Source organism: Microcoleus sp. S1D4, from assembly GCF_036700765.1.
Lineage (GTDB): Bacteria > Cyanobacteriota > Cyanobacteriia > Cyanobacteriales > Microcoleaceae > Microcoleus.
The window spans coordinates 121,558-146,183 of record NZ_JAUBPP010000001.1; the positions used below are offsets into that span (position 1 = coordinate 121,558).

Annotated in this window: 20 protein-coding genes and 1 tRNA gene; 8 read left to right on the forward strand and 13 right to left on the reverse strand. The window is 45.2% G+C overall.

Translation table 11 applies throughout. The features are described from left to right. Window positions 1–4: 4 nt before the first annotated feature. Both QT998_RS00530 and upp read right to left on the reverse strand, forming a co-directional pair. Complete coding sequence (locus QT998_RS00530; protein ID WP_194067688.1) at window positions 5–151, reverse strand: hypothetical protein; 147 nt, start codon at window positions 149–151, stop codon at window positions 5–7. Between the two features lie 408 nt (window positions 152–559). Next, window positions 560–922, reverse strand: a complete 363-nt coding sequence (gene upp / locus QT998_RS00535; protein ID WP_333113634.1) for a uracil phosphoribosyltransferase — start codon at window positions 920–922, stop codon at window positions 560–562. 553 nt (window positions 923–1,475) lie between these two features. Between upp and QT998_RS00540 the strand changes: the two genes are divergently transcribed. Continuing rightward, on the forward strand, window positions 1,476–2,048 hold the full coding sequence (locus QT998_RS00540; protein ID WP_333091313.1) for a DUF4360 domain-containing protein: 573 nt from the start codon (window positions 1,476–1,478) through the stop codon (window positions 2,046–2,048). A gap of 209 nt (window positions 2,049–2,257) precedes the next feature. Here the strand turns inward: QT998_RS00540 and QT998_RS00545 are convergent, their stop codons facing one another. The 3 genes from QT998_RS00545 to QT998_RS00555 form a co-directional block, all read right to left on the reverse strand. Beyond that, window positions 2,258–3,505, reverse strand: coding sequence for a URC4/urg3 family protein (locus tag QT998_RS00545; RefSeq protein ID WP_333113632.1), 1,248 nt, complete (start codon window positions 3,503–3,505; stop codon window positions 2,258–2,260). Further along, a complete protein-coding gene (locus tag QT998_RS00550) occupies window positions 3,502–4,584 on the reverse strand; it encodes an adenylate/guanylate cyclase domain-containing protein (protein WP_333113629.1) in 1,083 nt (360 codons plus the stop codon). The genes QT998_RS00545 and QT998_RS00550 overlap by 4 nt, the downstream gene beginning before the upstream one ends. Window positions 4,585–4,673: 89 nt before the next feature. Then, a complete protein-coding gene (locus QT998_RS00555) occupies window positions 4,674–5,921 on the reverse strand; it encodes a GTP cyclohydrolase II (RefSeq protein ID WP_333113627.1) in 1,248 nt (415 codons plus the stop codon). Window positions 5,922–6,342: 421 nt separating this feature from the next. Between QT998_RS00555 and QT998_RS00560 the strand changes: the two genes are divergently transcribed. Further along, window positions 6,343–7,677 carry a cytosine deaminase gene (locus QT998_RS00560; protein ID WP_333113624.1) on the forward strand — a complete coding sequence of 445 codons (1,335 nt, stop codon included), beginning with the start codon at window positions 6,343–6,345 and terminating at the stop codon, window positions 7,675–7,677. Between the two features lie 154 nt (window positions 7,678–7,831). Continuing rightward, a complete protein-coding gene (queC, locus tag QT998_RS00565; RefSeq protein ID WP_333113621.1) occupies window positions 7,832–8,506 on the forward strand; it encodes a 7-cyano-7-deazaguanine synthase QueC in 675 nt (224 codons plus the stop codon). A gap of 541 nt (window positions 8,507–9,047) precedes the next feature. On the opposite strand, the gene QT998_RS00570 is transcribed toward queC, so the two are convergent. Both QT998_RS00570 and QT998_RS00575 read right to left on the reverse strand, forming a co-directional pair. Continuing rightward, window positions 9,048–10,526: a hemolysin family protein gene (locus QT998_RS00570; RefSeq protein ID WP_333113615.1), complete on the reverse strand. Its 1,479-nt coding sequence runs from the start codon at window positions 10,524–10,526 to the stop codon at window positions 9,048–9,050. 65 nt (window positions 10,527–10,591) lie between these two features. After that, complete coding sequence (locus tag QT998_RS00575) at window positions 10,592–11,281, reverse strand: hypothetical protein (protein ID WP_194067698.1); 690 nt, start codon at window positions 11,279–11,281, stop codon at window positions 10,592–10,594. A gap of 190 nt (window positions 11,282–11,471) precedes the next feature. Between QT998_RS00575 and QT998_RS00580 the strand changes: the two genes are divergently transcribed. Next, window positions 11,472–11,544 (forward strand) — tRNA-Ile (locus QT998_RS00580). 350 nt (window positions 11,545–11,894) lie between these two features. Here QT998_RS00580 and pyrR read toward each other — a convergent pair. The 4 genes from pyrR to QT998_RS00600 all read right to left on the reverse strand — a co-directional run bounded on the left by pyrR (window position 11,895) and on the right by QT998_RS00600 (window position 14,647). Then, entirely contained in the window at window positions 11,895–12,428 is a 534-nt protein-coding gene (gene pyrR, locus QT998_RS00585) for a bifunctional pyr operon transcriptional regulator/uracil phosphoribosyltransferase PyrR (protein ID WP_194011114.1), read from the reverse strand. 151 nt (window positions 12,429–12,579) lie between these two features. Beyond that, entirely contained in the window at window positions 12,580–13,659 is a 1,080-nt protein-coding gene (cbiB, locus tag QT998_RS00590) for an adenosylcobinamide-phosphate synthase CbiB (RefSeq protein ID WP_194067699.1), read from the reverse strand. Window positions 13,660–13,756: 97 nt separating this feature from the next. Continuing rightward, window positions 13,757–14,170 carry a GFA family protein gene (locus tag QT998_RS00595; protein WP_194011112.1) on the reverse strand — a complete coding sequence of 138 codons (414 nt, stop codon included), beginning with the start codon at window positions 14,168–14,170 and terminating at the stop codon, window positions 13,757–13,759. Window positions 14,171–14,203: 33 nt separating this feature from the next. Continuing rightward, window positions 14,204–14,647, reverse strand: a complete 444-nt coding sequence (locus QT998_RS00600; protein WP_194011111.1) for an Rrf2 family transcriptional regulator — start codon at window positions 14,645–14,647, stop codon at window positions 14,204–14,206. Between the two features lie 263 nt (window positions 14,648–14,910). Between QT998_RS00600 and QT998_RS00605 the strand changes: the two genes are divergently transcribed. The 3 genes from QT998_RS00605 to QT998_RS00615 all read left to right on the forward strand — a co-directional run bounded on the left by QT998_RS00605 (window position 14,911) and on the right by QT998_RS00615 (window position 19,710). Next, window positions 14,911–15,297 carry an AbrB family transcriptional regulator gene (locus tag QT998_RS00605; RefSeq protein ID WP_194011110.1) on the forward strand — a complete coding sequence of 129 codons (387 nt, stop codon included), beginning with the start codon at window positions 14,911–14,913 and terminating at the stop codon, window positions 15,295–15,297. A 424-nt stretch (window positions 15,298–15,721) separates the two neighbouring features. Continuing rightward, window positions 15,722–15,850, forward strand: a complete 129-nt coding sequence (locus QT998_RS00610; protein WP_333091326.1) for a hypothetical protein — start codon at window positions 15,722–15,724, stop codon at window positions 15,848–15,850. A gap of 251 nt (window positions 15,851–16,101) precedes the next feature. After that, complete coding sequence (locus QT998_RS00615; protein ID WP_333113612.1) at window positions 16,102–19,710, forward strand: PAS domain S-box protein; 3,609 nt, start codon at window positions 16,102–16,104, stop codon at window positions 19,708–19,710. Window positions 19,711–20,252: 542 nt separating this feature from the next. Here the strand turns inward: QT998_RS00615 and QT998_RS00620 are convergent. Beyond that, window positions 20,253–21,356, reverse strand: coding sequence for a site-2 protease family protein (locus QT998_RS00620; RefSeq protein WP_333091329.1), 1,104 nt, complete (start codon window positions 21,354–21,356; stop codon window positions 20,253–20,255). Window positions 21,357–21,742: 386 nt separating this feature from the next. On the opposite strand from QT998_RS00620, the gene QT998_RS00625 reads away from it, so the two are divergent. Continuing rightward, window positions 21,743–22,840, forward strand: coding sequence for a DUF3616 domain-containing protein (locus QT998_RS00625; protein ID WP_333113610.1), 1,098 nt, complete (start codon window positions 21,743–21,745; stop codon window positions 22,838–22,840). Window positions 22,841–22,898: 58 nt separating this feature from the next. Here the strand turns inward: QT998_RS00625 and QT998_RS00630 are convergent, their stop codons facing one another. Next, the gene (locus QT998_RS00630; protein ID WP_333113608.1) at window positions 22,899–24,539 is read right to left on the reverse strand and encodes an AAA family ATPase; all 1,641 of its coding nucleotides are present in this window, start codon (window positions 24,537–24,539) and stop codon (window positions 22,899–22,901) included. Window positions 24,540–24,626 lie beyond the last annotated feature (87 nt).

The following is a 24,626-nucleotide window of genomic DNA, read 5'->3' on the forward strand; positions in this document are numbered from 1 at the left end:
GATATTACATTCCGCCCTTTTTAGAAAGTGCTGCAATCATCTGTTGCTTCACAGCTTTCGCCCAAAGCTCAAACTCCACACTGTTGATGCTGTTAACTTTCACTTCCTCAGCAGGCTGATGTGGGGCTTCCTTATGTACTGTAGTCTCCATTCTTTTTTCCTCTTACAAAAAATGTTATTAGTCGATCGCCAGCGATTAGCATCATACATCTATTTTATCTACTAAATCCTGTCATTAGTTACACTAAAAGCATAAATTTTTACGTTCAAATGCAGTAAATACATATAGATAATGCAATTTATGAATTCCACATCAAAAACCATACAAATATTGCTATAGCGGTTATCTAAAAAGTGAGGTATGGCCTATGCCCTATGCCCTATGCCCTATACCGGATAGTACATCATCTTTTTGATAAAGGCTATACATATAGATTTTCCCTGACATTAAAACTTTATAAATTACATTGTATAACAGAATCAAAGTAATAGTTGTGTGAGTAAACTTATTTTACAATGAATGTATTGGTATATACAGCAGAAAATAATTTGATTCAATTCAAATAGTGCCGTAAAGCCGATCGCCCGCATGGACGAGTCCCGGTACAATATAATTGCGATCGTCCAAACGCTCATCAACAGCAGCCGTATAAATCTGCACGTCAGAGTGCTGTTGATGAAGGTATTCAACTCCCTCCGGCGCAGCCAGCGAGCACAAAAATTTAATAGACTTCGGATTAACTTCTTTAAGCCGATCCACAGCAGCCACTGCTGAGTTACCAGTAGCCAGCATCCGATCGACAATTAAAACATCTCGCGGTTTGATATCCAGGGGAACTGTGACAGAAAGACGAGCCCACCACCTGAGTAGTGCGATCGCGGTACAAACCAATAAACTTAAATAGCAAAAATTGCAAAACACCTTGAAATTATCTGCGTCAATCGGTGTTACATCAGCCCGATATCTGCGGTTTCTCTGAAGATAATTATCATCTTCTGAATCTGCCGGAAAATACGAATATCGTCACCTTTTCCTCCTTCGCCACTAGCAGACAGAGCCTTTTACTACAAATCCAGCAGTTCTAATTCCCGAATTAAAGCATCTTTTCTCAGCCAATAGCGAAGGCATATAATTCGTCGTCCAACAAATACCTCCTAGCGCAGCGCCGACCCAAAAATCAGAACTTTGTTCCCCACAAAGCCTCATAAAAACGATGAATATTATTCGCTCAAATCTTCCGGAACACTCTTTGAATGAAATGAATATTAGAAAGTATCAGGACACAACAAGCATTAATACATAAATTAATGCTACTCGAAAAAGCCCCGAGCTAAATACAGATATCTAGCTCTCAGTCAGAAACTGACTGCCTTTTCAGTAAAGGCTTGCCATCTCCTAAATAGAAAGGCATCGCCTCAATATTCCTTGAATTTTTCAGAGTTGTCCTAACAAAAAAACATTAAGGAGAACATCCATGAAATTTGCAAAACTCTTGCTGGCGACAGCATTAATGGCCGCTTCTATCAGCCCCGCCTTGGCAAATCCTGCAGTTCAAATATTAGGAGCCAGCTACGGCGGTAGCGGCTGCCCAGACCGCTCCGCCAGCGTCAGTGTCAGCCCCGACGGTCAAGAACTCACCATCCTATTTGATAAGTTTGCAGCCCAAGGAAATGTCTCAACAGAAACCCGGAAAAGCTGCAATCTGAGCATTCCCATCAAAGTACCCCAAGGCTTCCAAATTTCTATCTACGATGCCGATTACCGCGGCTACATTGCTCCTAAAACCACAGGAAACCTGCGAGCAGAATACTTTTTTGCAGGAAGCCGCGGCCCAGTTTTTAATCGGAATTTAAGCGGAGAAACTAACTACAACGTTCGAGATAGTTTAGCCACTGTAGCTAATGTTTGGTCTCGCTGCGGCGACAGTGTAAATATGCGAGTAAATGCTGCGATGACAGCCCGCGGTGCCGGCATGGCAACCGTTGACTCCTTCGATTTAGCTCATCGCGGTTTAGTGTATCACGTCAAATATCGCACTTGCAACTAAGCAGAAACACTAAAAAACAGATAACACTGATGACCCGGATTCTTTACGAAACCGGGTTTTTCAATGCTCTAATTGTATCAATTCCGGTTGTACCGAAATGATATAGAGGAAACGGCAGTGCCGTTTCCCTACAATTAATCTGACGTAGGGAAACGGCACTGCCGTGTCCTAATTTCTTATGATACTGCCGTGTCCTAATTTCGGCTTATTTAAAACACAGTACCGTCACTTTCAATCCGAATTGGCGGCACTCCACCGACTCTCAATTCCCCGGCAATTTTTCGCCCCGCCGCCCAAGTTCCCCCTTGCAAAATCTTCACCAGCGGCAATTCTGTCGCACTCAAATGCAGCTTTTTTCGCATAGTTGCGGCAATCTTATCTAAAAGAATCACAGTTAGCGATCGCCATTCCACTATAACTTCCGAACCAGGCAAATAACTACGATCGCCAACAGCCGCATCTTTTACCCGCAGCAGCCCGACATCCAAACACAAACCACCGTTGCGATACTCCGCCAAACCCGTTAAATCATCCAATCCTGCGACTTCTAAACCCAGTTGTTGCAGCGGTTCCAACAGCGAATAAGTCAACCACTGCGAGAGTTTGTGAAACGGCACAAAGTTATCTCCAAAATTTTCTCCCGCCAAAGCTGAATGCCGCCAAACATCCCCTAAATTAACCCCACCAATGGCATATCTTCCCGGCCAAATCTCCTCAAAACCTGTCAAAACAGCATTCAATACTTCAGAAGCATTCACAGTTTTGACTCCAGAAACCCGACTGTCGAGCAAGTATTGTACCAAATTGCCGGGACGCGGGTTTTCGCTACCAAATAATAATCGATGCTGGCAAATCGCCTTCCCCAAACGCTGCAACAATTCTAATCTGCCGCTTAAACCAACTAGCGGATTGTCTCGGCTTACCTGAAATCCCGCAGCTAAAGTTTCTAGTTTTAATTGAGAAAGCCCCCGCGAATCAGCAGAAAAAGGAAAATCGGGATTGCTGGAAAAAACACCTTGACAAAACATCCGAAAACTGGCTATTGCTAACCCTTCTGAGCGGCGGTAAATTTGTCCTGTTTCTGGTTCGCAATACTGCCAATCTGCACCGGCACCGGCATCAAGCAAAACGCTGATAATTGCTAAATCAAACTTGATCTTAGCTTGTTCTACGGGTGAAAATTCTGTTAAAGCTGCATCTAATTCGGCTAGTCGCGGCAGGTTGCCGACTTCAAAATGCCGCCAGCGACTGTGAAAGGGAATGTTAAAATCGGGATACTGTTGGTGGGTGGTGTCGATTACATAATTTGCTGCTTTGTCGAGTTGGGATAAATCGACGCGGAAGTAGGGTAGTTTATTTTCGGAGGCTAAATTAAAAAGCCGATCGCACTTTTGGCGAATCGCAGCCGGCGTTCTCAGATATTGTACAGTTTCTAGTTCAAGTTTGCTCAACTTCATACAATCAAACACCGATAAACATCGTTTTCTTGAAAAAAGTCAAACTGACTGTAATCTAAAAGATTATCTAAAATCGCATTTTTATCGATTTTGATCAGCTTGTACTCCCACTTTGAGCCGCTGACTTCGCGTTTTATTTGATCGGAAACTATCACTGAATTTTTGTCAGTAGCCGGAGATATTATTTTACTTAAATCTTCCAGCCTATCGGCGATGTTAATATCTTTTCCGTAAGTGCAAGACCGAAATATATACAAGTTTCCTTTAGTAATTCCTACCGACAAGCCGCAAGGTATTTGATTGCCGCGAATAAATAGTTTCCAATTCTCGCACAAACTTTCCATGGCCGCTAAGGCTGAGTGAGCTTCCTGGAAAGTTAACAAGTGCGAATCACCAACAATACTCCGAATTGTGCCGCCGTATTCTTCACAAATTGTTTTTTCAAAATTATCGAACTTAGTCAGTAAATATTCAACATCTTTAATAGAATTAGATTCTTGATAAGCAATAAAACCTCTCAAATCAGCTTTAATTATTGCTTGATTTTCTACTATTCGCGTTTTGTGACTTTGATCAACTTTGTAAACTTTTTCAGGTTCGCTCATCCCTTTCAAAGAAAACTCGTTAACAAAAGATGTTTGCACTTCTGCTTTGTTGAGGGCCAGCCATGCTGCTTGGGACAAATATATTTCATCCGGCGGAGTTACTGATTCTATCCGCGCTGTTAAATTCACTGTATCGCCAAAGATATCTTTATCTTGGTGCAAGACATCTCCTAGGGTAATCGACACGCGAATAGCCAATCGTTCATCGTTCGATTTACTAGATTGTTCAGCTCTCAATTCTTGCTGCATTTCTATGGCTGCCATCGCCGCTGCAGTCACGCTGGGAAAAATCATCCAAAATGAATCACCTTCCCCTTTAATCATGCTGCCTTCATTTCTGATAGTAATATCTGAAATAAAATTTTTATGCTCGTTTAATAAACTACTTAATTCGGACTGAGATAACTTTTTGACTCGGACGGTATATCCGCAAATATCTGTTTTTACGATAACAGTAGAACGCAAATTAGCCATAACCTACCCTGACCGATCAAAGACCAGCAATAAATTTTATTTGGCAAAGACGCGATTGTTCGCGCCCGATTGTTCGCGTCTTTGGCCTGTCAATCTCCTAAATCGCGTCCGATGGCTTCTGCAAGAATTGTAGCATCTGGCACGGGGTCTGGCGTGTAGTAGCCTGCTGCTTTTTTGGCAGCGATTTCGACTTGGGCGTCTGCGGGAATCCAATTTTCGGGAATGGGGATGCGATCGACTACTTGAATGCCAGAATTGATAATTGCATTGTATTTGAGATCGCTCATAGAAACTAAACTGTCAATTCGAGAGATCCCCAACCAGTGCAAAACATCTGGCATGAGTTCTTGAAACCGCATATCTTGAACTCCGGCGACACATTCAGTACGAGTAAAATAGGCATCAGCGCGATCGCCCCCTTCCTGCCGTTTTCTGGCATTGTACACCAAAAACTTCGTAACTTCCCCCAAAGCTCTGCCTTCCTTGCGGAAATAAACAATTACTCCAGAACCGCCGGATTGTGCAGTTTGGATGCAAATTTCAATCCCATGTACCAAATAAGGGCGGCAAGTGCAGATATCTGAACTGAACACATCAGAACCGTTACATTCATCGTGTACCCTTACCGCCAACTGCTTCTGAGGGTCAGAAATATTTGCAACATCGCCAATAATATAAACTGTAGTTCCGCCAATCGGGGGCAAGAAAACCTGTAAATCCGGCCGCGTCACCAAATCCGAGAACATACCGCCTGTTTGCTCGAATAAAACGCGGCGGAGAACACTTTCTTGCACGCCTATCCTGCGGGCAATTCCCGGCAAATACCACACGGGGTCGATCGCAATTTTAGTTACCGCTAAATTGCCGCCTGCTTTGACTATTTTGCCATCAATTTGCACGCGCCCCTTAGCGATGGCATCTTGCAATTCCGGCATATTAATATGAGCTTTAGTAACAGCAATTGTCGGGCGAATATCGTATCCCTGCTGAAAAAATGAAGTATAAATTTGGCTGACCAAACCCCCAAAGGGATCGAGAGAAACAATCAAATTGCGATCGCCCCAACTCGGGTGAGGCCCGATGCGTGCCGCCGGAGACGTGTTAGTAAAATCGGGCAGGTGATCGGCTTGAAGTGCGCCGGAAGCAACTGCTAGCGCTCGATAAACAGAATAGGAACCCGAATGAGTGCCGATCGCATTCCGGTGAGAAGATTTGCTGAGGCTGCCAATCACCGGCCCCCGTTTGAGAGGATCGATTTCTCCCCAACAAATGGGAATTGGTTCTGTACCGGATCTGTCGGGATGGGATGTTAAAACTATATGCTTGGGTTGTGACACAGTTGTTTTTGGCTCTGGCTATGGCAATTTTAAACGATTATCGATTGTAACAACAGAATTGTGTCTGCGGAAGGATTCGAGCTATCCAATTTTAGCGAAATCTTTTAGAGCAATTAGATTTAATGTGTGAATCATATTTTTTTAAGCTGTTGTGCAAATAAACATTGTATATTTCGACGATCGATCAAAAATCTTCTCCCTCTCTCCCCCTCTCCCTCTCTCCCCCTCTCCCCCTCAATCACCATACAGAATCTAGATGCACAACAGCTTAACGAACCGCAGAGGCGCAGAGGGCGCAAAGGAGAAAAAAAGAGAGTAAAATGGAAATAGAGAAATAAAAAAGTTCCCAAATTTGGAAATAATTGCTATATTTAAAACTGGTATCGCTAAATTATTAATAAAATTCTAACTCACAAAGTTAATGTTGCCAAGTACATCTAATTATTTGCTCAAAAATGCTCGCGTCCCCGCGTCTCTGCTAGAAATACAGTCGATCGCACCCTCAGTTTCTGCAATTGCAACAACGGGGACAGAGAACAATTTTTGTGCGGTGGATCTGGAAATTGCAGCGGGTGCGATCGCCCAAATCATCCCCACCAATACAGAACCTTTATCGCAACTTCGAGATATTCCAATTGTAGACTTGCAAAACGGCTTAGTTTTCCCTTGCTTTGTGGATATGCACGCGCATTTAGACAAAGGCCACATTTGGGAACGATCGCCCAATCCCGACGGAACTTTTGCAAGTGCGCTGGAGACTGTGCGCGCTGACGCCGAAAAACACTGGAATGCAGAGGATGTTTACCGGCGGATGCAGTTCGGCCTCAAGTGCAGCTACGCCCACGGCACCAAAGCCATCCGCACTCACATCGACAGCGCAGGCGATGGGGGAACCGTTAGTTTAGCAGTATTTGAAGCCTTGCAAGCCGAATGGAGCGATCGGCTAATTTTGCAAGCAGTTTCCCTAGTTTCCCTCGACTATTACCTGACACCCGCAGGCGAAAAATTAGCAGACAAAATTGCCCAAATCGGCGGCATCCTCGGCGGAGTCGCCTACATGAACCCGGATTTAGACAAACAACTCGATCGCGTATTTAGCTTAGCCCAAGAACGCGGTTTAAACCTCGACTTCCACACCGACGAAACCGACGATCCAGAATCCACAACATCGCGGGAAGTAGCAAAAACGGCTATTCGCCATAAATTTAGCGGTCAAATAATCTGCGGGCACTGCTGCAGTTTAGCCGTACAACCGCCGGATTTAGTAACAGAAACTTTGACATTAGTCAAGCAAGCAAATATTGGCATTGTCAGCTTACCGATGTGCAACCTTTATTTGCAAGACAGAGAATCGGGGCGTACACCGCGCTGGCGGGGAGTGACGCTGGTGCACGAACTCAAAGCAGCAGGAATTCCCGTCACAGTTGCTAGCGACAACTGTCGCGATCCGTTTTACGGATTTGGAGATCACGATGTTTTAGAAGTCTTTAATATGTCAGTCCGCATAGCCCATTTAGACAGGCCTTGGGAAGATTGGCCGCGCACAGTCACAACAACACCAGCAGATTTAATGGGATTGCCGAATGTAGGACGAATAGGAGTTGGTTTACCCGCAGACTTGATTTTATTTAAGGGGCGAACTTTCAGCGAATTGTTATCTCGATCGCAGCGCGATCGCACAGTTTTGCGGCAAGGTAAAGAAATTGATACAACTTTGCCAGATTACCGGGAACTAGACAATTTGTTAGCAAGTTAAACTTATAGCAATTCTCGCATAAACTGTCAAATATTTTTCTTCTCTTCTCTTCCTTCGCGTCTTCGCGGTTCGTTAAAATCCATCGCTGTAATCTTGTCAATTCACAACTAATTTGATATAAATGTAAATGCTAATTTAATGGAGGTTATTTTAAGTGAAAGCAGTTATTTTATTGTCGGGAGGGCTGGACTCCTCAACTGTTTTGTATCAAGCCAAAGCCGACGGCTGCGAATGTTACACGATTTCCTTTGACTACCAGCAAAGGCACCGGCGGGAGTTGGAATCAGCGCGGGCGATCGCGCTTTCAGCGGATGTTAAGGCGCATCAGGTGATAAACTTTGACTTGACGCTGTGGGGCGGTTCGGCTTTGACGGATAATGAGATGGAATTGCCGATCGATCGCAATCTTGCAGAAATGTCCCAAAACATCCCCACTACCTACGTTCCAGCTAGAAATACCATTTTTCTTAGTTTTGCCCTCGCCTACGCCGAAACCCTAGGAGCTCAGCGCATTTACATCGGCGTTAACGCTTTAGATTATTCCGGCTATCCCGACTGTCGCCTCGATTACATCCAAGCAATGCAGGAAGTATTTCGGTTAGGAACCAAGCAGGGAAGGGAAGGAGAAGCTATTAAGATTGTCACACCTTTGCTCGAACTTAAAAAAACCGAAATTATTGAATTGGGTAACAAGTTGGGAGTGCCTTGGGAGCAAACTTGGTCTTGCTATGCAGGCGGGGAAAAAGCCTGTGGCGTTTGCGATTCTTGTCGGCTGCGGCTGGCGGCTTTTGAGGAATTGGGATTGAAAGATCCGGTGCATTACTATTAAATATGGCTGGCGCGCGGGTAGTCAGAAACGTGGTTTTTTCGCGAGAAATCAGGACACGGCAGTGCCGTGTCCCTACAATTGATGGCGGTAGGGAAACGGCACTGCCGTGTCCTCGCTTGTCATTTCGGCGCAGCCGGAATTGATATAAGTCCTGTCTGACTAAAATTTGAAAAATTGATTGTTAATTAGTTTTGAATCAGCAGTCTGCTTATTTAGCTTTCGGCTCATCCTCAACTTCCGGTTGACCCTGGTTTTCCTGTTCATCCTTGATTTCATTTTGCAGTGTACTGAATGGGACTAAAAGCTGATCGGCTATGTCCGATAGTCCTCTAGCCCTGTAGATATCTATCGCTTTCTGAAAATATTTAACTGCTCTCTGTTTATCTCCATTTCCCCATCGAGAATAAGCACGAAAAAGATAAGAAACAGCATAAATTAAGTACAATTTTTGCAGCATGAATTGGAGATATAAAATATGATTGTAATCGAGTCTATTGACTTGACCTACGAGTAGATTATCTAGGTATTCGCTAAAATATGCTCAACTAGAAAATCTCGCCACATCTCTCAACCCGCTATTCTTGCGACTTTTTCCCACAATTTCCCCATCTATCTGTCCAATTTCACTTAAAGTTCGATCGCCCGCAGCCCCTGACAGCAACTGAATTTGAAGTTGATCCAACCGCGGCCCGATCGCCGAAACCACCGTAATTTCTGCATTGTCGCCGCGCCAAACTTCCCCAACAGCGGGCATTCTTTGCAACTGATAGCTCAAAAAACCTCCGATTGTCTGGTATTCCTCAGCTATCGGCAAATCCAAATTCAATATTTGATTGACATCATCTACATTTAGCTGCGCTTGTACTAAAAAAGTGCGATCGTCCAATACTTGCAAAGCAATTTCTTTACTGTCGGGCGAGTGGTAAGTGCGGCCAATAATTTCGGCGATCAAATCCCTCAGCGTCACTAACCCGGAAATGCCCCCAAATTCATCGACTACGATCGCAATTTCTTCTGACGAACGCTGCATCAAAGGCAGCAGTTCTCCCAGCAGCATCATCTCCGGCACAAACCTCACTGCACTCATCCAAGTTACAATTTCTGTGTCGGGAGATAGCAAACCTTCAGCTAGAGGTTTTGCAAGTTGTTTGAAGCCAATAATGCCGATAATATCGTCTAAAGAATCTCCCGTCACGGGATAAAAGGAATGGTTGGAAATTGCCATTTCGTCGAGCAAAGTTTGAAAAGTAGCCGTCTTGGGAAGTGCGATAATGTTTGGCCTCGGCACCATCACTTCTTGTACCCAAACTTCGCCAAATTCAAACACGTTATTGAGCAATTCTCGCTCTTCTGCTAGTAAGCCGCTTGATTCGCTGGAAGTAGCTATAATTAATTGCAGTTCTTCGGGAGTAACGGGCCGGTGTCTTAGGTTGTATTCGATTCCTGCAAACCGCAAGAGCGATCGCGTGGATTGATTGAGAAACGACACAAAGGGATTGAACAAACGAGAAATTAATAAACTCGGAGGCCCTAAACTTCTGGCTAGCTGTTCGGAATAAAGTAACGCTACAGATTTGGGAAAGAGTTCGCCGAGTACGATTTGCAGGTAAGCTAGCAGGAAAAAAGTTACTATTGATATTCCCAAAGAATGGGGGACGGCCGACTTGATGTAAAGTGGCAGCGGCAAACTGGCGATCGACATTCGGACTAGCACGGCGATCGTATCTTCCCCAATCCAGCCGAGAGCTAAACTAGAAAGAGTGATTCCCAACTGCATTGTTGAGAGCAATCGCTCGATACTTTTCTGCAAAGATTGAACAGTTAGAGCTGCAATGTCGCCAGCCTCGGCTAACTGATTGATGCGCGATCGGCGTACCGTCACCATCGAAAACTCAGCCGCCACAAAAAAAGCATTAATTGCAATCAGCAGCAGCACTGCCAGCAACCGCGACAGCACTTCTGTCGGAGTCATCGCGGGTAAATCAGCTATCTCCTGCACTCTCGCCCCTAAAAGTGACACAATGCTCCCTAGAACAACTTTCTCGATCGAACCTCAAAATCCCTGGAGTGTTTGCTCCTTTTGTCTTACTTCGCTACTGGAATCCCAGCTATTTGCAACTGAAGTTTTTGACCTGGATAATCTGTCAGCGTCAGCGAAACTTGTTTAGCATTTTCCAGCAAAGCGGTGGGAATACTCACCGTACCGTAATACACCTGCCCGTTGGGGGGCAGTTCCGACGGCAAATCCTCAGCAGTTGCCGACAGGGCCCGGCCGCGATCGTCCGTGACGTTCAAGAAACTGTAGAGAAACCTCACAGATTGGGAACCTTCGTTTTTCATGCTCACGTCTAGCAGCATGGAGTTGCCGCGCTGACTGGCCGCGCTCACTTCTAGGGTTATTCCCCCGTCGCGACTGTTCAGGGGAAATTTGGCGCTGGCCTTTGGTTCGGCGGGCTTTTTGGCTGTGGCTGGTTTAGAGCTTGTCTTGTCTGTTTTAGTATTTGCTCCGGTCGTTTTGTCAGGATCGCGACCTTCTATCCGCGCTTTGACGGTTTTAAGAATGTCTGTTTCTTTCAAAATGCTCACTTGCTCTTTGCTAGCCACAGTTCCCTGCTTGCCGGTGCCTGCATAGTTGCTGGGGCGAACATCAGGTTGAGTCGTTCCTTTCAAGGCTTCGCGACCTGTAGTAAATCCCAAAACAGAACTCGTCACACCTGCTCCAAACATAAGAGTTAGCAGAATTAGAGTCAGCACTACTGTTGAATTCACTGCCATTGCCTGTAATTTTATGCCTAGTCGTAGAAACTGCTTTGTCCGGTCGAGCCGGATAGCGCAGGTGCGTTTCGGGCGATCGGGGACTCAACAGATCTAAAGATTTTGATTTTTGTTCTCTAGTTCTAGCACGAACTGAGAAATTATGTTATAGTTACTTCTTAAGTTAGATAGATTGAACAAATCAATTTAACGGCAGTTGGCCGAGCGGTTTAGGCAGCGAACTCATAATTCGCCCCAGGCAGGTTCAACTCCTGCACTGCCGATTTTAAATAAATTAGGACGCTCAGCGCCCGTCGCAACCAAGCTTATTTCTGCGACGCATGGGGCGAGAAACCCGGTTTCTGGGAATTTTGGCGTTAAGTAACAATAAATATACGTACCAACCCAGTTTTTGAGGGTGAGGGAGGGAGAAACCCAGTTTCACTCTTCTGAAATCGATCGCGAACCAGACACCCAAGTCGATCGACTCGCAAGTTCAACTTATAGCGGTTGTCAAGCGTCGTGAGGTATGCCCTATGCCCGATGCCCTGTTTGGCCTGTTTGGCCTGGCCTGTTTGGCCTGTTTGGCCGATGCCGGATAGTACCTCCTATGAGAGCAAAGAAAGGCTATAGATCAACCCTTAATCAATTCCACCCCGTAGCGCCCATCGTACTCTTGAGCGTAAACCTTAACTTGTTCTTCCTTTGCAGTCGGCAACTTTTTACCCGTAAAATCTGGCTGAATCGGCACTTCTCTGTGGCCTCTATCGACTAATACCGCCAACCAAATTTTTTCCGGCCTTCCGTAATCGTTTACCGCATTCAAAGCCGCTCGAATTGTTCTACCTTTGTATATGACATCATCTACCAACACAACGATTTTTCCCGTCAAATCGAAAGGAATTTCTGTTTTAGCCGGTGTCCGCATCGCCACTCGATCCAAATCATCTCGGTAAAAGGTAATATCCAAAGCGCCCACCGGTACTTTTACTTGTTCGAGGACTTCAATTTGATCGGCTAACATTTGAGCTAGTGGCACTCCTCTAGTATAAATCCCCAACAGCACTAACTCCGACGGAGCCCCAGATTTTTCGACAATCTCGGAAGCGACGCGGGTGAGAGTGCGCCTCACTTCATCCGGCGATAAAATTTTGATAATTTTAGTCATTATTTTACTGGGATTTAATTGTTGGCTGTTGGCCCATCGAACAATTGAATAATTGAATAATTTTAGATATTTCGACTTGGCCCTAAAAGTTTGAGATTGACTTCACTGATGAATCTGGTGGCTGGTATCTGTCGCCCAGTAAAGTCAGCAGTTAGGGGACAAAAAACCATAAAGTATAAACCAGCCATGATAGTCCCAACCAAGTCAAAAAGCAATAGCGAGTTAATTGCAAAGCTTGATAAATTTGTTCGGGGGCGATCGCGCGAATAGGCTCGCCTAACAGCGGTTTGTGTTTGATAACTCCCCGATAGGAATTTATACCTCCTAGTTGTACTCCCAAGATGGCTGCGTAGGCGCACTCGCTCCAACCGGAATTGGGACTGACATCTTTAACAGCATCTCTCTGACAAATCTGCCATACGTAGATCGGTTTACCAGAGATCAGGGCTAAAGTAATCACTGTTAGTCGGCAAGGAAACCAGGTGAGGACGTCTTCTAGTTTGGCACTAAACCATCCTAAATTAGTGTATGGCTGTTCTTTGTAGCCGACGGTTGAATCTAATGTGCTGGCTGCTTTGTAAGCCATCGCACAGGGAACGATCGCGCTGGCGAGCATCGAGTTAGGATCGATCGGCAAATTGGTAACAGTTAATAATAAATCTGGCAGAGCGAACCCAACTAGGGCATAAAATAGCGGCGCTGTCACGCCATCGACTGCATTCTCTGTTACAGTTTCTAACAATGCTCGCAGAATTTCTGGCTCGGATAAGTTTTCAGTATCCCGGCCGACATAAAGACTCAACCGTTCCCGCGCCTTGACTAAATCTGCAACAGTTAAAGGTGCTAGCACATCTTGAGCCGCCGCCCTCAAACTGCGACCGGCAAAACAGCTTGCGAGCAAAATGGTCTGCAGGGCAATACTTAAAAGAGGGTGCACCCAACTAGCAGCAAGGACGATCGACCAACTGACAGTATAACTGCCTAGAATCAGCCCGATCGCTAGTATTGTACCAGCACATCGCAGCAGCAGTTTGTGCAGCTCACCGGCCGGACGATCGCCCGCAGGAGCCATTTTGTCTGCGGGATTATTCCAGATACTAAAGACAATTCGAGTATAGCGGTCGATCGCCCAACCCATCGCCTGTACGGGATGCGGCCAACCCCAAGGATCGCCGATCGAATAATCCAATACCGCAGCTAAAATCAAAACAGCAAATTGATCCGGCATCATTATATATTGTGTCAAACTTGATAGTCTGTCCTGCCAGCGAGCGATCGTTCGATCGGGCTGGTTTTAGCTGCTGTTACCAACAGCCGAATTGGATTTTTTATCCCAGATTTTCAGTGCTGAGATTACTTTCGTCGCCAAGCTTGTGTACGTTCTGCTCCCAATTAACACCATCAAAGGGTAGAATCTGAAATTGGGAAACGGCATCGGAGTCAAGACAGCGGACGTTGACATCGAATTGATCGGGATGCGATCGGGGACGATAGAACGAGTGAATCCCACAAATCCGGCAGAAAGTATGTTTAGCAGTTCCTGTATTAAACGTATAAGTTGTCAAAACATCTTCGCCGCACAGCAACGTAAAACGTTCCGGCGGCACAATTAGGTGCAAAAATCCTTTCTTTTTACAGATAGAGCAGTTGCAGTCAGATGCTTCGTGTTTGTCAACCGCGACTGTGAAGCGGACAGCACCGCAATGACAGCCGCCGGAGTAGGTAACAAGTGTTGTGTCCATGTTTTCGGGCGATCGAATAAATCAACTTACCATCTAAATGATAAAGCTAGTTTCTTCTCCCAGAGCAGCTTGCCAACTGCGGACATCATAGTATAAGTCTTCGAGGGAAATAGTGTATAGCGCTTCGGCAAGTTTTTTGTGCAATCGGTTCCACAAACTGAATGTTACCCAATCCTCTGCTTGCGTCGCGTCGGGAGAATGTCGAGGTAAAGGTTCAATAGTTTCGCCTACCGCCTCTAAGATTTGTCCTAAAGAAATTTGAGCCGGCTCGCGGGCTAATTGATATCCTCCCTGGGAACCCCGAACTGATTGGACTAAACCGGCTCGTCGCATTTCAATCAATAATTTTTCGAGATACGGAGCCGGTAACTCCTGTCGGTTCGCGATCGATTTTACCGATGTCGGGCCGAACCGAGGTTGCAAACTTAGATCCAGTAATGCTTTGACACTGTAGTGTCCGCGTGTGGTTAACTTCATGGGATTTTAAAATTGGGGGCAAATATTTAGCTAGCTGATAGCTGATAGCTTATGCTACCGAGTTTAGAGATTGCTTGCACCGGCTGCTACTTCTCAAGAAAGACTGCACCTTGTTAAAAATATTTAGACAATAGTGGTTAACAATTGAGCCGATCGGTGTAAGATGGTTTTACGATCGGCTATAAAGCTAAAGTTTCTTGGTCAAACCAAAAATCAACCGAGAAAAATTCCGTACACCAGTTGAATATTTCAGGACTCAGTAGATGGCTAAAAAGAAAAATATCGAACCCCTTGAAGGAGAAGACCTGATCCAAAAGGTCAAAGAGCTAGAGAACCTCACCAAGGAAGAAAAAGCTAGAGCCTGTGGCTACTACACCGTTACCAAGAATGGCGTAGAACGGGTCAACATGATGAAATTCCTGAATGCACTGATTGATGCAGAAGGCATTCAGTTAGACGGGAAGCAAAACGGTAACGGACGTGGCGGACGCTCTGCCAGCTATCGGATTAGCGTTCAATCTAACGGCAATTTACTGATTGGAGCCGCCTACACCAAACAAATGGAACTGAAGGCAGGAGATGAATTTGAAATCTCTTTGGGACGCAAGCACATTCACCTGCGCCAAATCGATCGCGAAGAAGTAGCCTAAGTCTTTAGGACTTGCTTTAACTTCTTGCTTGAACTGATTGGTTTGATTTCAAGCATTGAGTGCAAGCAGAGAGTTAGCTCTGAAATCTTTCTGTGCGCTCACAACAGTATGGCTTCTATAGATGGCAATGGCTCGACAAAAGCCACTGCCACTACTTGATATTTTCTGAGAATACCTATTCTCACCCCTCGCTATATCCGTTCGGACAAGCGAGGGATTTTCCGCGCGTTAAAGAGAGGTCAAGCGTGAAGCAGAGAAAAGTAAGAAAAAACAGGGAAAGAGGTAGAGAAAGCATCTCCGGCTCTGTAAAAAACATTTTTTTGCTGAAACTTGAGTTCGACTCAATCGCTTTCAATTGTTGAATGTATCTGCGTTCATCAGTGTTGCATCTGCTGGAAATCTGCGGTTAACAGATAGAATATTGATGCAGCTCAAGTCGGTTCAGGTAATCGCACTACAAATGCCAAGCCGGAAATCCTGCGAGAAAGAAGAAGTAGCTAAGGTTGATATGTTGCACAACAGTCAACAAGCGATCGAGAAACCGGGTTTTTGAACCGCAAGGCGCGATCGAACTAAAAAAAGAATGTAACTTGAGACAATCCATCACCCGCAAGTGATAGAAATAAAAATCAAAAAACCTTGTTTCTGGGAAAATTGTTGCTGCTCCGTTGATATATTGATGTAGAAACTTGGTTTTTGGGTGGTGTCTCCAAAACACACTGAAATTACGGGCTGGAACAGTTAAAGTGTTAGAGAGCAATTAGACACCAGCCTATGCCGTTGCCCCGAGTCGCGAGCAAAACTTTGTCACAGCCAACAAAAATACCCCTGCGTTGCGTTCTAGTAGGCTCTTTTGTGGTGCAAATCGTCGCAGCCGTAGGGATTGTCGGGTATCTTTCCTTTCGCAATGGAGAAAGAGCAGTCGAAGAAGTCGCTCTGAAATCGATCGCCCAGACGGGGAATAGAGTTGAAGAACAACTGACTGCTGTTGTGGAAAATACCCACTGGGTAAATCAACTTAATGCCTCAGCGATCGATCGCGCCGAATTAAACTTACAGTTAGGACAAGCCCAGCCGGGAGGAGAGAAGTTCCTCTGGCAGCAAATGCGATCGTTTAAAAGCATTCAATGGATTTCCCTCGGTTCTCAAAAAACAGGAGAATATCTCGGCATTAAACGCAACCCGAAGGACAACAGCTTGCAAATTGTCGCAGCTAACAAGTCTACTAACTATCAGAATATCTACTACACAACAGACAAACAAGGTACTCGCACCGCCAAATTAAAAGCAGAACCGGGAACCTATGATGCCCGATCGCGCCCCTGGTACAAAGAAGCTGTCGCAGCTAACAAACCAATTTGGACGAGCATTTATCGGGGTTTTACTCCGGGGACTGTGTTTATTGCTGCGAGCCAACCGATTCGGGATCGCAATGGTGAATTGCTGGGAGTTTGTGCGGTAGATTTGTCCCTCTGGGAGCTTCAGCAATATCTCCATCGCCTCAAGGTTAGCAAAACTGGAGAAATTTTTGCGATCGAACGATCGGGCTTGCTGGTGGCAAGTTCGAGTCAAGAATCATCCTTTAGAAAGATGTCGGGAAAGCAGGAACCTGAGCGTCTAAATGTTTTAGACAGTGAAACTTTTGTCATTCGCACCGCAGCTAAGTATTTGTACGAACAGTTTGGCGGCTTTAGTAACATTCAGCAGCGACAACAACTGAAATTTAGCCGAGATGGGGCAGAATATTTTGTGGAAGTGCTGCCGTTTTCGGATAGTAACGGTTTGAACTGGCTGATCGCGATCGCCGTTCCCGCATCGGATTTCATGGGACAAATTAACAAAAATACCCGCAGTACAATTTTACTTTGTGCCGCGGCGCTGCTGCTATCGACAATTGTCGGAGCGCTCAATGCCCGGTGGATGACGCTGCCCCTGCTGCGCCTCAACCAAGCAGCTAAAGATATCGCCCAAGGAGAATTCGATCGCACTGTTGCTATCAGCAGGCTTGATGAAATCGGCTCCTTAGCACAGTCTTTTAACGAAATGGCGGCTCAATTGAAAAAGTCTTTTCAAGCTTTGGCCCAAAGCGAGGAAAAATTTGCCAAGTTGTTAGAAAGCTTGCCGGTTGGGGTGATAGCTCTGACTCCGGCTGGTAGCAGTATTTTTATGAATTCGATGGGAGGAGAAATTACGGGCAAAGGGGCGGTGGCAAATACCACCCCTGAAGAACTTTCCGAAACTTATCAACTTTATATATCGGGAACAGACAGGCTGTACCCGATCGAAGATTCGCCCTTTGAACGCGCCGTGATGGGCAAAGAAACGTTCCTTGAAGATATGGATCTTCGCCGGAATGGGAAAGTTATTCCCTTGCAAGTGCGATCGCAGCCAATGTTTGATGCTGAGGGGAATGTGATTTACGTACTGATTGTTTTTGAAGATATCACGGCGCGCAAACAAGCAGAGCAAATATTGGCAGACTACAACCGTACCCTGGAAACGGAAGTAACCTCGCGCACTCTGGAACTAGCTCAAATTAATGCCCGCTTGCAGCTCGAAATTGAGGAGCGCCAGCAAGCTGAAAAAATTATCCACCAAGAGCGGGACTTTAATTTAAAGATTATCAAAAATTCTCCGATCTTTTTTGTGGCGATCGATTCGGAGGGTAAAATCCTGCTGGCCAATGAATGTATGCTGGAATCTGTGGGCTATACTGCTGCTGAAGTTATCGGCCAAGATTATTTAGCTAAATTTGTACCGGAGGGCGATCGAGCCGGATTGCACTCGATTTTTGAGCGCGTCACAGCGAGGGAGCAAACGGTTAACGAGCACCGGATTCTCACTAAGTGCGGTGATACTTTGTTAGTCGAGTGGTACGGTACGCCCGTTTTGGATGAAAATGGCAATTTTGACTTTTTGTTTGGGTTTGGGATTGATATTGGCGATCGCAAACAAGCACAAATAGCCTTGCAAAAAAGTGAAGCTCTATTTCACAAATTAGCAATCACGGTGCCCGGAGAACTTTACATATTCGTACAGCATCCCGACGGCTCTGTCAAGATGGAATATATCAGTCCTATGTGCCGAGAAATTCAAGAATTAGAGCCGGAGGAAATCCAGAACAACTTTGCTTTACTCTACGAACAAATGCACCCGGACGATCGCCCCAGCTACTTCGAGGCCATTGTCAGAAGTGCTGTAAATCTCGAACCATTTGCCCGCGAGTGGCGGATTGTCACAGCCTCTGGAAAACTCAAATGGCTGCAAGCTCATTCTCGGCCGGAATTGCGCGAAAATGGAGATATCGTCTGGCACGGCATAATACTCGATATTAGCGATCGCAAACAAGCAGAACAACAACTCAAAGAAGCCGCATTAGCAGCAGAAGCTGGAAACAAAACTAAAAGCATCTTTCTCGCCAACATGAGCCACGAATTGCGAACCCCCCTCAATGCCATTCTCGGCTTCGCTCAATTAATGGAACCCAGCCCTAATTTAACTTTCACGGAAAAAGAAAATATCAAAATTATTCGCCGCAGCGGAGAACACCTGCTTCAACTGATAGATAGAGTCTTAGCCTTATCTAAAATTGAAGCGGGGCGCATGACAATCTACCCCAAATGCTTTGACTTGTACCGCTTGCTGAGCGACGTGCAGAATATGTTCCAAATTCCGGCACTAAATAAAAAAATAAAATTAATTATTGACTGCTCCTCGGATCTCCCTCAATACATAGAAACAGATGACATTAAGTTGCGGGAAGTGCTGATTAATATCTTAGATAATGCAGTTAAATTCACTCAAAACGGCTCAGTATCAGTCACCGTCCGAGCGAAGGAAGAAGGAAGAACAAGGTCTGCAAAAGAAGATTTTGTTAAATCATTTGAAAGCTTATCAAAAGTTTTTATTTGCTTTGAAATTACTGATACAGGAGTTGGCATCGACCCGGAAGAATTAGATAGTATATTTGAATTATTCATGCAAAGTTCATCGGGGAAGACACTTCAAAAAGGTATGGGCTTAGGATTAAGCATCAGCCGCGAGTTCATAAAATTAATGGGTGGCGAAATTACCGCCGAAAGCGAAGTGGGACGCGGTACAGTTTTTAAGTTTGATATTCCAGTCGTTACGGCTATTTCCCCTGTTGATATAAATAATATTTCAGAGACTTCAACTATCCTAAAACAAGAAATATTGGATACTCATAAAATATTTACGCTTAACTCTAAACCGCAAGTTTCTCCAGAATGGACGAGCAAACTTCAACAAGCAGTCCGTGAGGCTGACTTCGATTTTATTGCTACAACAATTGAGGAAATCCGCAGCAAAAACGAGCTTTTTGCCGAAATTTTGATGAATCATTTAGATAATTTTGATTATCAAGAAATTCTCGATTTAATTGCATCAATTTAACTCTAGGGTGTGCAATATAAACCTTATATTATTCTCAAAGAGTATTATGAAAAACATTTTTGATGCTGATTTTCTCAACTATCATGTAATATCAATTCCGGTTGCACTCATACATGACTGTTGACTGTTGACTGTTGACTGTTAAGTTAAGAGGGCCCGCACGCACCATCCACCGCCTCTACTGAGTTTTGACTGTTGACTGTTGACTGTTAACAGTTAACAGTTGACTGGTAATGCAGATAGGCGAGGAAGAGTCTCCTTTGAGGAAGGCAACTTACAGGAGAGAAGACTGTAGGAGGTGTTTAAGTTATTAAGTTTTCGATCCTGAGTAAACCGTAGTGTTTCCGATTGAGAGAAAAAGTCCTGAGATGGCCTAACGTTCTCGCTTGATTAAAAAACTCTGATAATTATCATTGTTGATTTGTCGCTAATAATTTAAGGTTTGAGTTGAATTTTGTGAAGCTACAGTTAACCCCCCCGATCGCCCTTTTGGTAAAAGCAATCGAGGGGGTTAACTATTATTTGTCAAGTATCTGAGGGTATCAAGCAGGATCTGCTTGAGCTCGTTTTTGTAGTAGGCGGGCAATCTCTGCTTTTTCTACAAGTCCCACGAGAACTCCGTTTTCGCGAATGACGGGGAGTTCTTGTACTTTAAGTTGTTCTAGGAGAGTGACGACTTCGAGGAGGGATAATTCTGGTTTGACGGTGGTGGAAAATTCGATCGGCTTGACGAGTTCTTTGACCAAAACTTGGGGCCAGGTACCGGTGGGGATGGTTTTGAGGTCGTCAAGGTCGATCGCCCCTACCAATTGTCCCGCATCGTCGGTAACTAGGAATCGACGCCAGTTTTGAGTGTTACCGATCACGTAGTTGTTGGCAAATTCTCTGAGCGATAAGTTTTCTGGGACGATCGGGCTTTGCGCGGTAACAGCATCTGCGGCTGTCAGCCCTGCGAGTTGATTTTGGACTGTGCCATATTGTGCGGATTGACCAGCATTTTGCAACAAGAACCAACCAATTACTAGATTCCAAATATTACCAAATATGCCTGTAGCAATGGCAATCCAACCAATGATTTGACCGACGCGACTAGCAAAAATTATGCCTTTGTAAGGGTTGCCGGTAATCTTCCAGACGATCGCTTTGAGGATGTTGCCGCCGTCGAGGGGCAAACCCGGAATTAAGTTAAATAAGGCTAAAACTAAGTTGATCGAAGCTAAAAGTCCGACGATGGCGGCTGCGGGGCCTGTGAGACCAGCACCGATGCCGATCGCAGTTAACAAACCCGACAACAATAAGCTAACTAACGGGCCTGCAATGGCGACCCAAAATGCTTCGGCTGGGGTTTTTGATTCTCTTTCCAAATTAGCCAGCCCGCCAAACAGAAATAGCGAAATCGATTTCACGCCAATTCCCTGTTTGATGGCCACCCAACTGTGTCCTAATTCGTGGGCTAAGACGGAAGCAAATAACAGCAGCGCTGTGAACAATCCCAGCATCCAGGGCGCTACGGGGCCTAATGCAGGAAACAGGTTAGCTAGTGCGCCGCCGTATTGCCAAGTTACTAAACCCAGAACTAGAAACCAAGATACGTTGACATAAAAGGGAATTCCAAACAGGTTGCCGACGCGAAATGTACCGTTCATAATTGGCTACCTCTGATATTATGGGCGAAAAGTTTTTTCTCTGTTTCCTTATAGTAACGAAATGTAACTCAAATGTTAATGTTTCAATTAGGGTGTTATCCGTCTGTAGAGGTTCGGTTTGCTGAATAATAACCGCCGGCTGCGGTTAGGGCTGCAGGGCTGCCAGGGATTGACAATCGCCGAAAGAACGGAAGTCATCTCTCTGAGGACATAACATTATATTTATTTAAGTTTTAAATATAAGTTTTCAGTCGGTTAAAACCGATTTTACCTTTGATACGGGGAATTAATTCCCTGGCGGACTATTGCAGCTCTGACTCGATATCAGTTTCAAGCAATTTTAGCTATAATCACTTACTATAAGAATAGTTTTGGTGCTAATAATTATGTCAGAATCATTTTTGCTCGGCCGCCTGCTGCTGCAATTCAACAGCGAAGCGAGCGAGATTATTACAGATTTATCCGCTGTTGCTTTGACTCCCGACGGCCATTTGTGGCTGGGTTCCGATGAAACGACTTCGCTGGAATGTTTGTCGCCTGTCGCGCCTCATGTTTTTGGAGAACATCAAAAATTTGCGGTCGCGGATTTTATCGATTTATCGGGAGACGACGAAATCGATATTGAAGGAATTGATTTCAGCAGCAATTGCCTTTGGCTGGTCGGTTCTCACAGCACAAAACGCAAAAAACCTAAAGGTAAAGATTGCGAAGACGATATCGAAAGATTAGCCACAATTGAGACAGATGTCAACCGCTATTTGCTAGCCAAAGTTCCTGTAAAAGACGGGATTTTGTACAAGTCAATTTCCCATCCTGAAAATCCCCAAATTCAATTAACGGCGGGATGCCTTCAGCGGACAGAAACGGGCAATCTGCTGACAGATGCGCTGCAAGATGACAAACATCTCGGATTGTATTTTTCTGTGCCAATTCCGAGCAAAGAAAATGGCTTCGATATTGAAGGGTTGGCGGTGCGGGGGGAGAGCATTTTTCTCGGTTTGCGGGGCCCGGTGCTGCGGGGTTGGGCGATAATTTTAGAACTGGAGGTTGAAGAAGCAGAACCGGGAGTTTTAAGGCTTAAGGAAATTGGGGAAGCAGGGAAATTGTACAAAAAACATTTTGTCGATTTGAACGGTTTGGGTGTGCGAGAATTGTGTTTTAATGGGGAAGATTTGATTGTTTTAGGCGGGCCGACGATGACTTTATCGGGGGCGACGAGGGTGTTTCGGTTAAGGAATATTTTAGGGCGATCCTCTTCGAGGGCTTCGCTAACGGGCGACAGTATTACTGGGCAAGGTGGGGGAGATTTGGAGGTTTTATTTGACTTGCCTTTTCAGGTTGGTACGGACAATGCTGAGGGGTTGAGTTTGTTTCCCTATTTGGGGGAGGAGAATGCGCTGTTAGTGGTTTACGATTCGCCTGCTGTGAGTAGAATGGTTGGGGAAAATGCGATTTTTGCGGATATTTTTAGATTGGGTTCGTAGTGAGGACGACACTCCGCAAAATTTAGGAATTTAGTCCTTACTACAAACAGAAATTTGGTTAATTGTCGATCGCATCTTCACCCAGCGGCCTGCTGTAGCGCTTCAATTCATCAATCAATCGAGTATCGTTAGAAGCTGTTCTCGCACCCGCTTCGGCCGCCCACCGCTTCAAATCTTCAATTTGCGATCGGGCGATCGCAGCTAATGGTACCGTATCCTCGATCGACCTCAAAACATCCTCCGTCGTCAAATCTCGGCGCTGCCCGTTCACAAAAGTCCCAAAAGCCCGGTACAATCCATCAATTACAACTTGCTCAATTTCCGCACCGCTAAAATTCTTAGCAGACTTCGCCAAAATCTCCAAATCAAAGTCGCGCAATCTAGTCGGGCGCAAACGCTGCAAATGCACTTTAAAAATATCTTGCCGTTCCGACTCTGAGGGCAAATTCAAAAAGAAAATCTCATCAAACCTGCCCTTTCTGAGCAACTCCGCCGGAAGAATTCGGACGTTATTTGCAGTTGCGACAATAAACACCGGGCTGGTTTTTTCCTGCATCCAAGTAATCCAACTGCCGAATACCCGGCGCGAAGTTCCCGAATCGCCGTCGCCGCCGCTGATAATGTTGCCGAAGGCTTTATCTATTTCATCGATCCACAAGACGCAAGGGGCGATCGCCTCTGCCAATTGTATCATTTGTCGAACGCGGCTTTCGCTTTCCCCGACCACGCCGCCGAACAATCTGCCAGTATCCAAACGCAGCAGCGGCAAACGCCATTCAGCAGCAATAGTTTTCGCCGATAAAGATTTGCCCGTTCCTTGAATTCCTACTAACAAAACCCCTTTTGGATTGGGTATGCCGTAGCGGCGCGCCTCGTCAGTAAAAGCATCTTGCCGCATCTTTACCCACTGCTTCAAATTCTCCAATCCGCCGACACTTTTGAGAGATTCTCGGGAATTAAAAAACTCCAAAATTCCTGTTTTGCGAATTGCTTGCTGTTTCTCTTCCAAAACTCCATCAATATCTGACTCATTAATTTGTTGTTTGGCCGCCAAAGCTTTAGCTAAAACCCGCCCGATCCGAGCGCGGCTCAAACCTTGACAAGCTTTAACTAATTGTTCCTTTGCTAAACCGCTAACTTGCAACTGTTCCGGTTTTTCTACAATGCGGGAAATCAAACTATCGATTTCTTGGATGTTGGGCAAGGGGAAATCAATTACTGTGGCTTCTTCTTTCAATTCTTCTGGCAATTCGAGGGCGTGAGAAGTGAGGACGATTGTTTTTTTGCTGCGCTTCAATTCCCTGGTTAAATTACGCAATTCCCGCACTACTGGAGCATTTTTTTCGGTGTAGGGCGCTCTCAAAATTGGGTGCAAATCCCGCAGTACAAATATGGTATATTCTTCTACAGCCGTCTTGCCGATGCGATCGAGCGCCGCCATTACTGAACCTTTTGCAGAACCGTTGTCTTCCCAGCCGCGCACGATATCCCAGAACAATACTCGGCGCGCGGGAGTTACTTGCAGCGCCACTTGGGCAATTACAGCTTCGACGGGTTCCTCCTCAGCGCCGACAATGTACAGCAGCGAGTAGCGGGCGCGAATCATCAAATCCAGTCGCTTTACCAGTCCGGCAAAAGGGTTGTTTTTGCTGAGATTGACGGCATCTAATTCTCGAAATTGTGGGCGATCTAATGTCATCTTATTTGATATTTTATATGTAAATTTAAGTCGATTAAATATTTTGGTTTTAATAAGAACTTTAGTTATTCAAAATGATTAAAACTA

What these genes read in the sequence shown, in the direction of transcription:
- QT998_RS00530 (WP_194067688.1), bottom strand. Translation starts at nt 151, where the DNA reads ATGGAGACTACAGTACATAAGGAAGCCCCACATCAGCCTGCTGAGGAA.
- QT998_RS00540 (WP_333091313.1), top strand. Translation starts at nt 1,476, where the DNA reads ATGAAATTTGCAAAACTCTTGCTGGCGACAGCATTAATGGCCGCTTCT.
- QT998_RS00545 (WP_333113632.1), bottom strand. Translation starts at nt 3,505, where the DNA reads ATGAAGTTGAGCAAACTTGAACTAGAAACTGTACAATATCTGAGAACG.
- QT998_RS00550 (WP_333113629.1), bottom strand. Translation starts at nt 4,584, where the DNA reads ATGGCTAATTTGCGTTCTACTGTTATCGTAAAAACAGATATTTGCGGA.
- QT998_RS00560 (WP_333113624.1), top strand. Translation starts at nt 6,343, where the DNA reads ATGTTGCCAAGTACATCTAATTATTTGCTCAAAAATGCTCGCGTCCCC.
- QT998_RS00575 (WP_194067698.1), bottom strand. Translation starts at nt 11,281, where the DNA reads ATGGCAGTGAATTCAACAGTAGTGCTGACTCTAATTCTGCTAACTCTT.
- pyrR (WP_194011114.1), bottom strand. Translation starts at nt 12,428, where the DNA reads ATGACTAAAATTATCAAAATTTTATCGCCGGATGAAGTGAGGCGCACT.
- cbiB (WP_194067699.1), bottom strand. Translation starts at nt 13,659, where the DNA reads ATGATGCCGGATCAATTTGCTGTTTTGATTTTAGCTGCGGTATTGGAT.
- QT998_RS00595 (WP_194011112.1), bottom strand. Translation starts at nt 14,170, where the DNA reads ATGGACACAACACTTGTTACCTACTCCGGCGGCTGTCATTGCGGTGCT.
- QT998_RS00600 (WP_194011111.1), bottom strand. Translation starts at nt 14,647, where the DNA reads ATGAAGTTAACCACACGCGGACACTACAGTGTCAAAGCATTACTGGAT.
- QT998_RS00605 (WP_194011110.1), top strand. Translation starts at nt 14,911, where the DNA reads ATGGCTAAAAAGAAAAATATCGAACCCCTTGAAGGAGAAGACCTGATC.
- QT998_RS00610 (WP_333091326.1), top strand. Translation starts at nt 15,722, where the DNA reads ATGCAGCTCAAGTCGGTTCAGGTAATCGCACTACAAATGCCAAGCCGG.
- QT998_RS00620 (WP_333091329.1), bottom strand. Translation starts at nt 21,356, where the DNA reads ATGAACGGTACATTTCGCGTCGGCAACCTGTTTGGAATTCCCTTTTAT.
- QT998_RS00625 (WP_333113610.1), top strand. Translation starts at nt 21,743, where the DNA reads ATGTCAGAATCATTTTTGCTCGGCCGCCTGCTGCTGCAATTCAACAGC.
- QT998_RS00630 (WP_333113608.1), bottom strand. Translation starts at nt 24,539, where the DNA reads ATGACATTAGATCGCCCACAATTTCGAGAATTAGATGCCGTCAATCTC.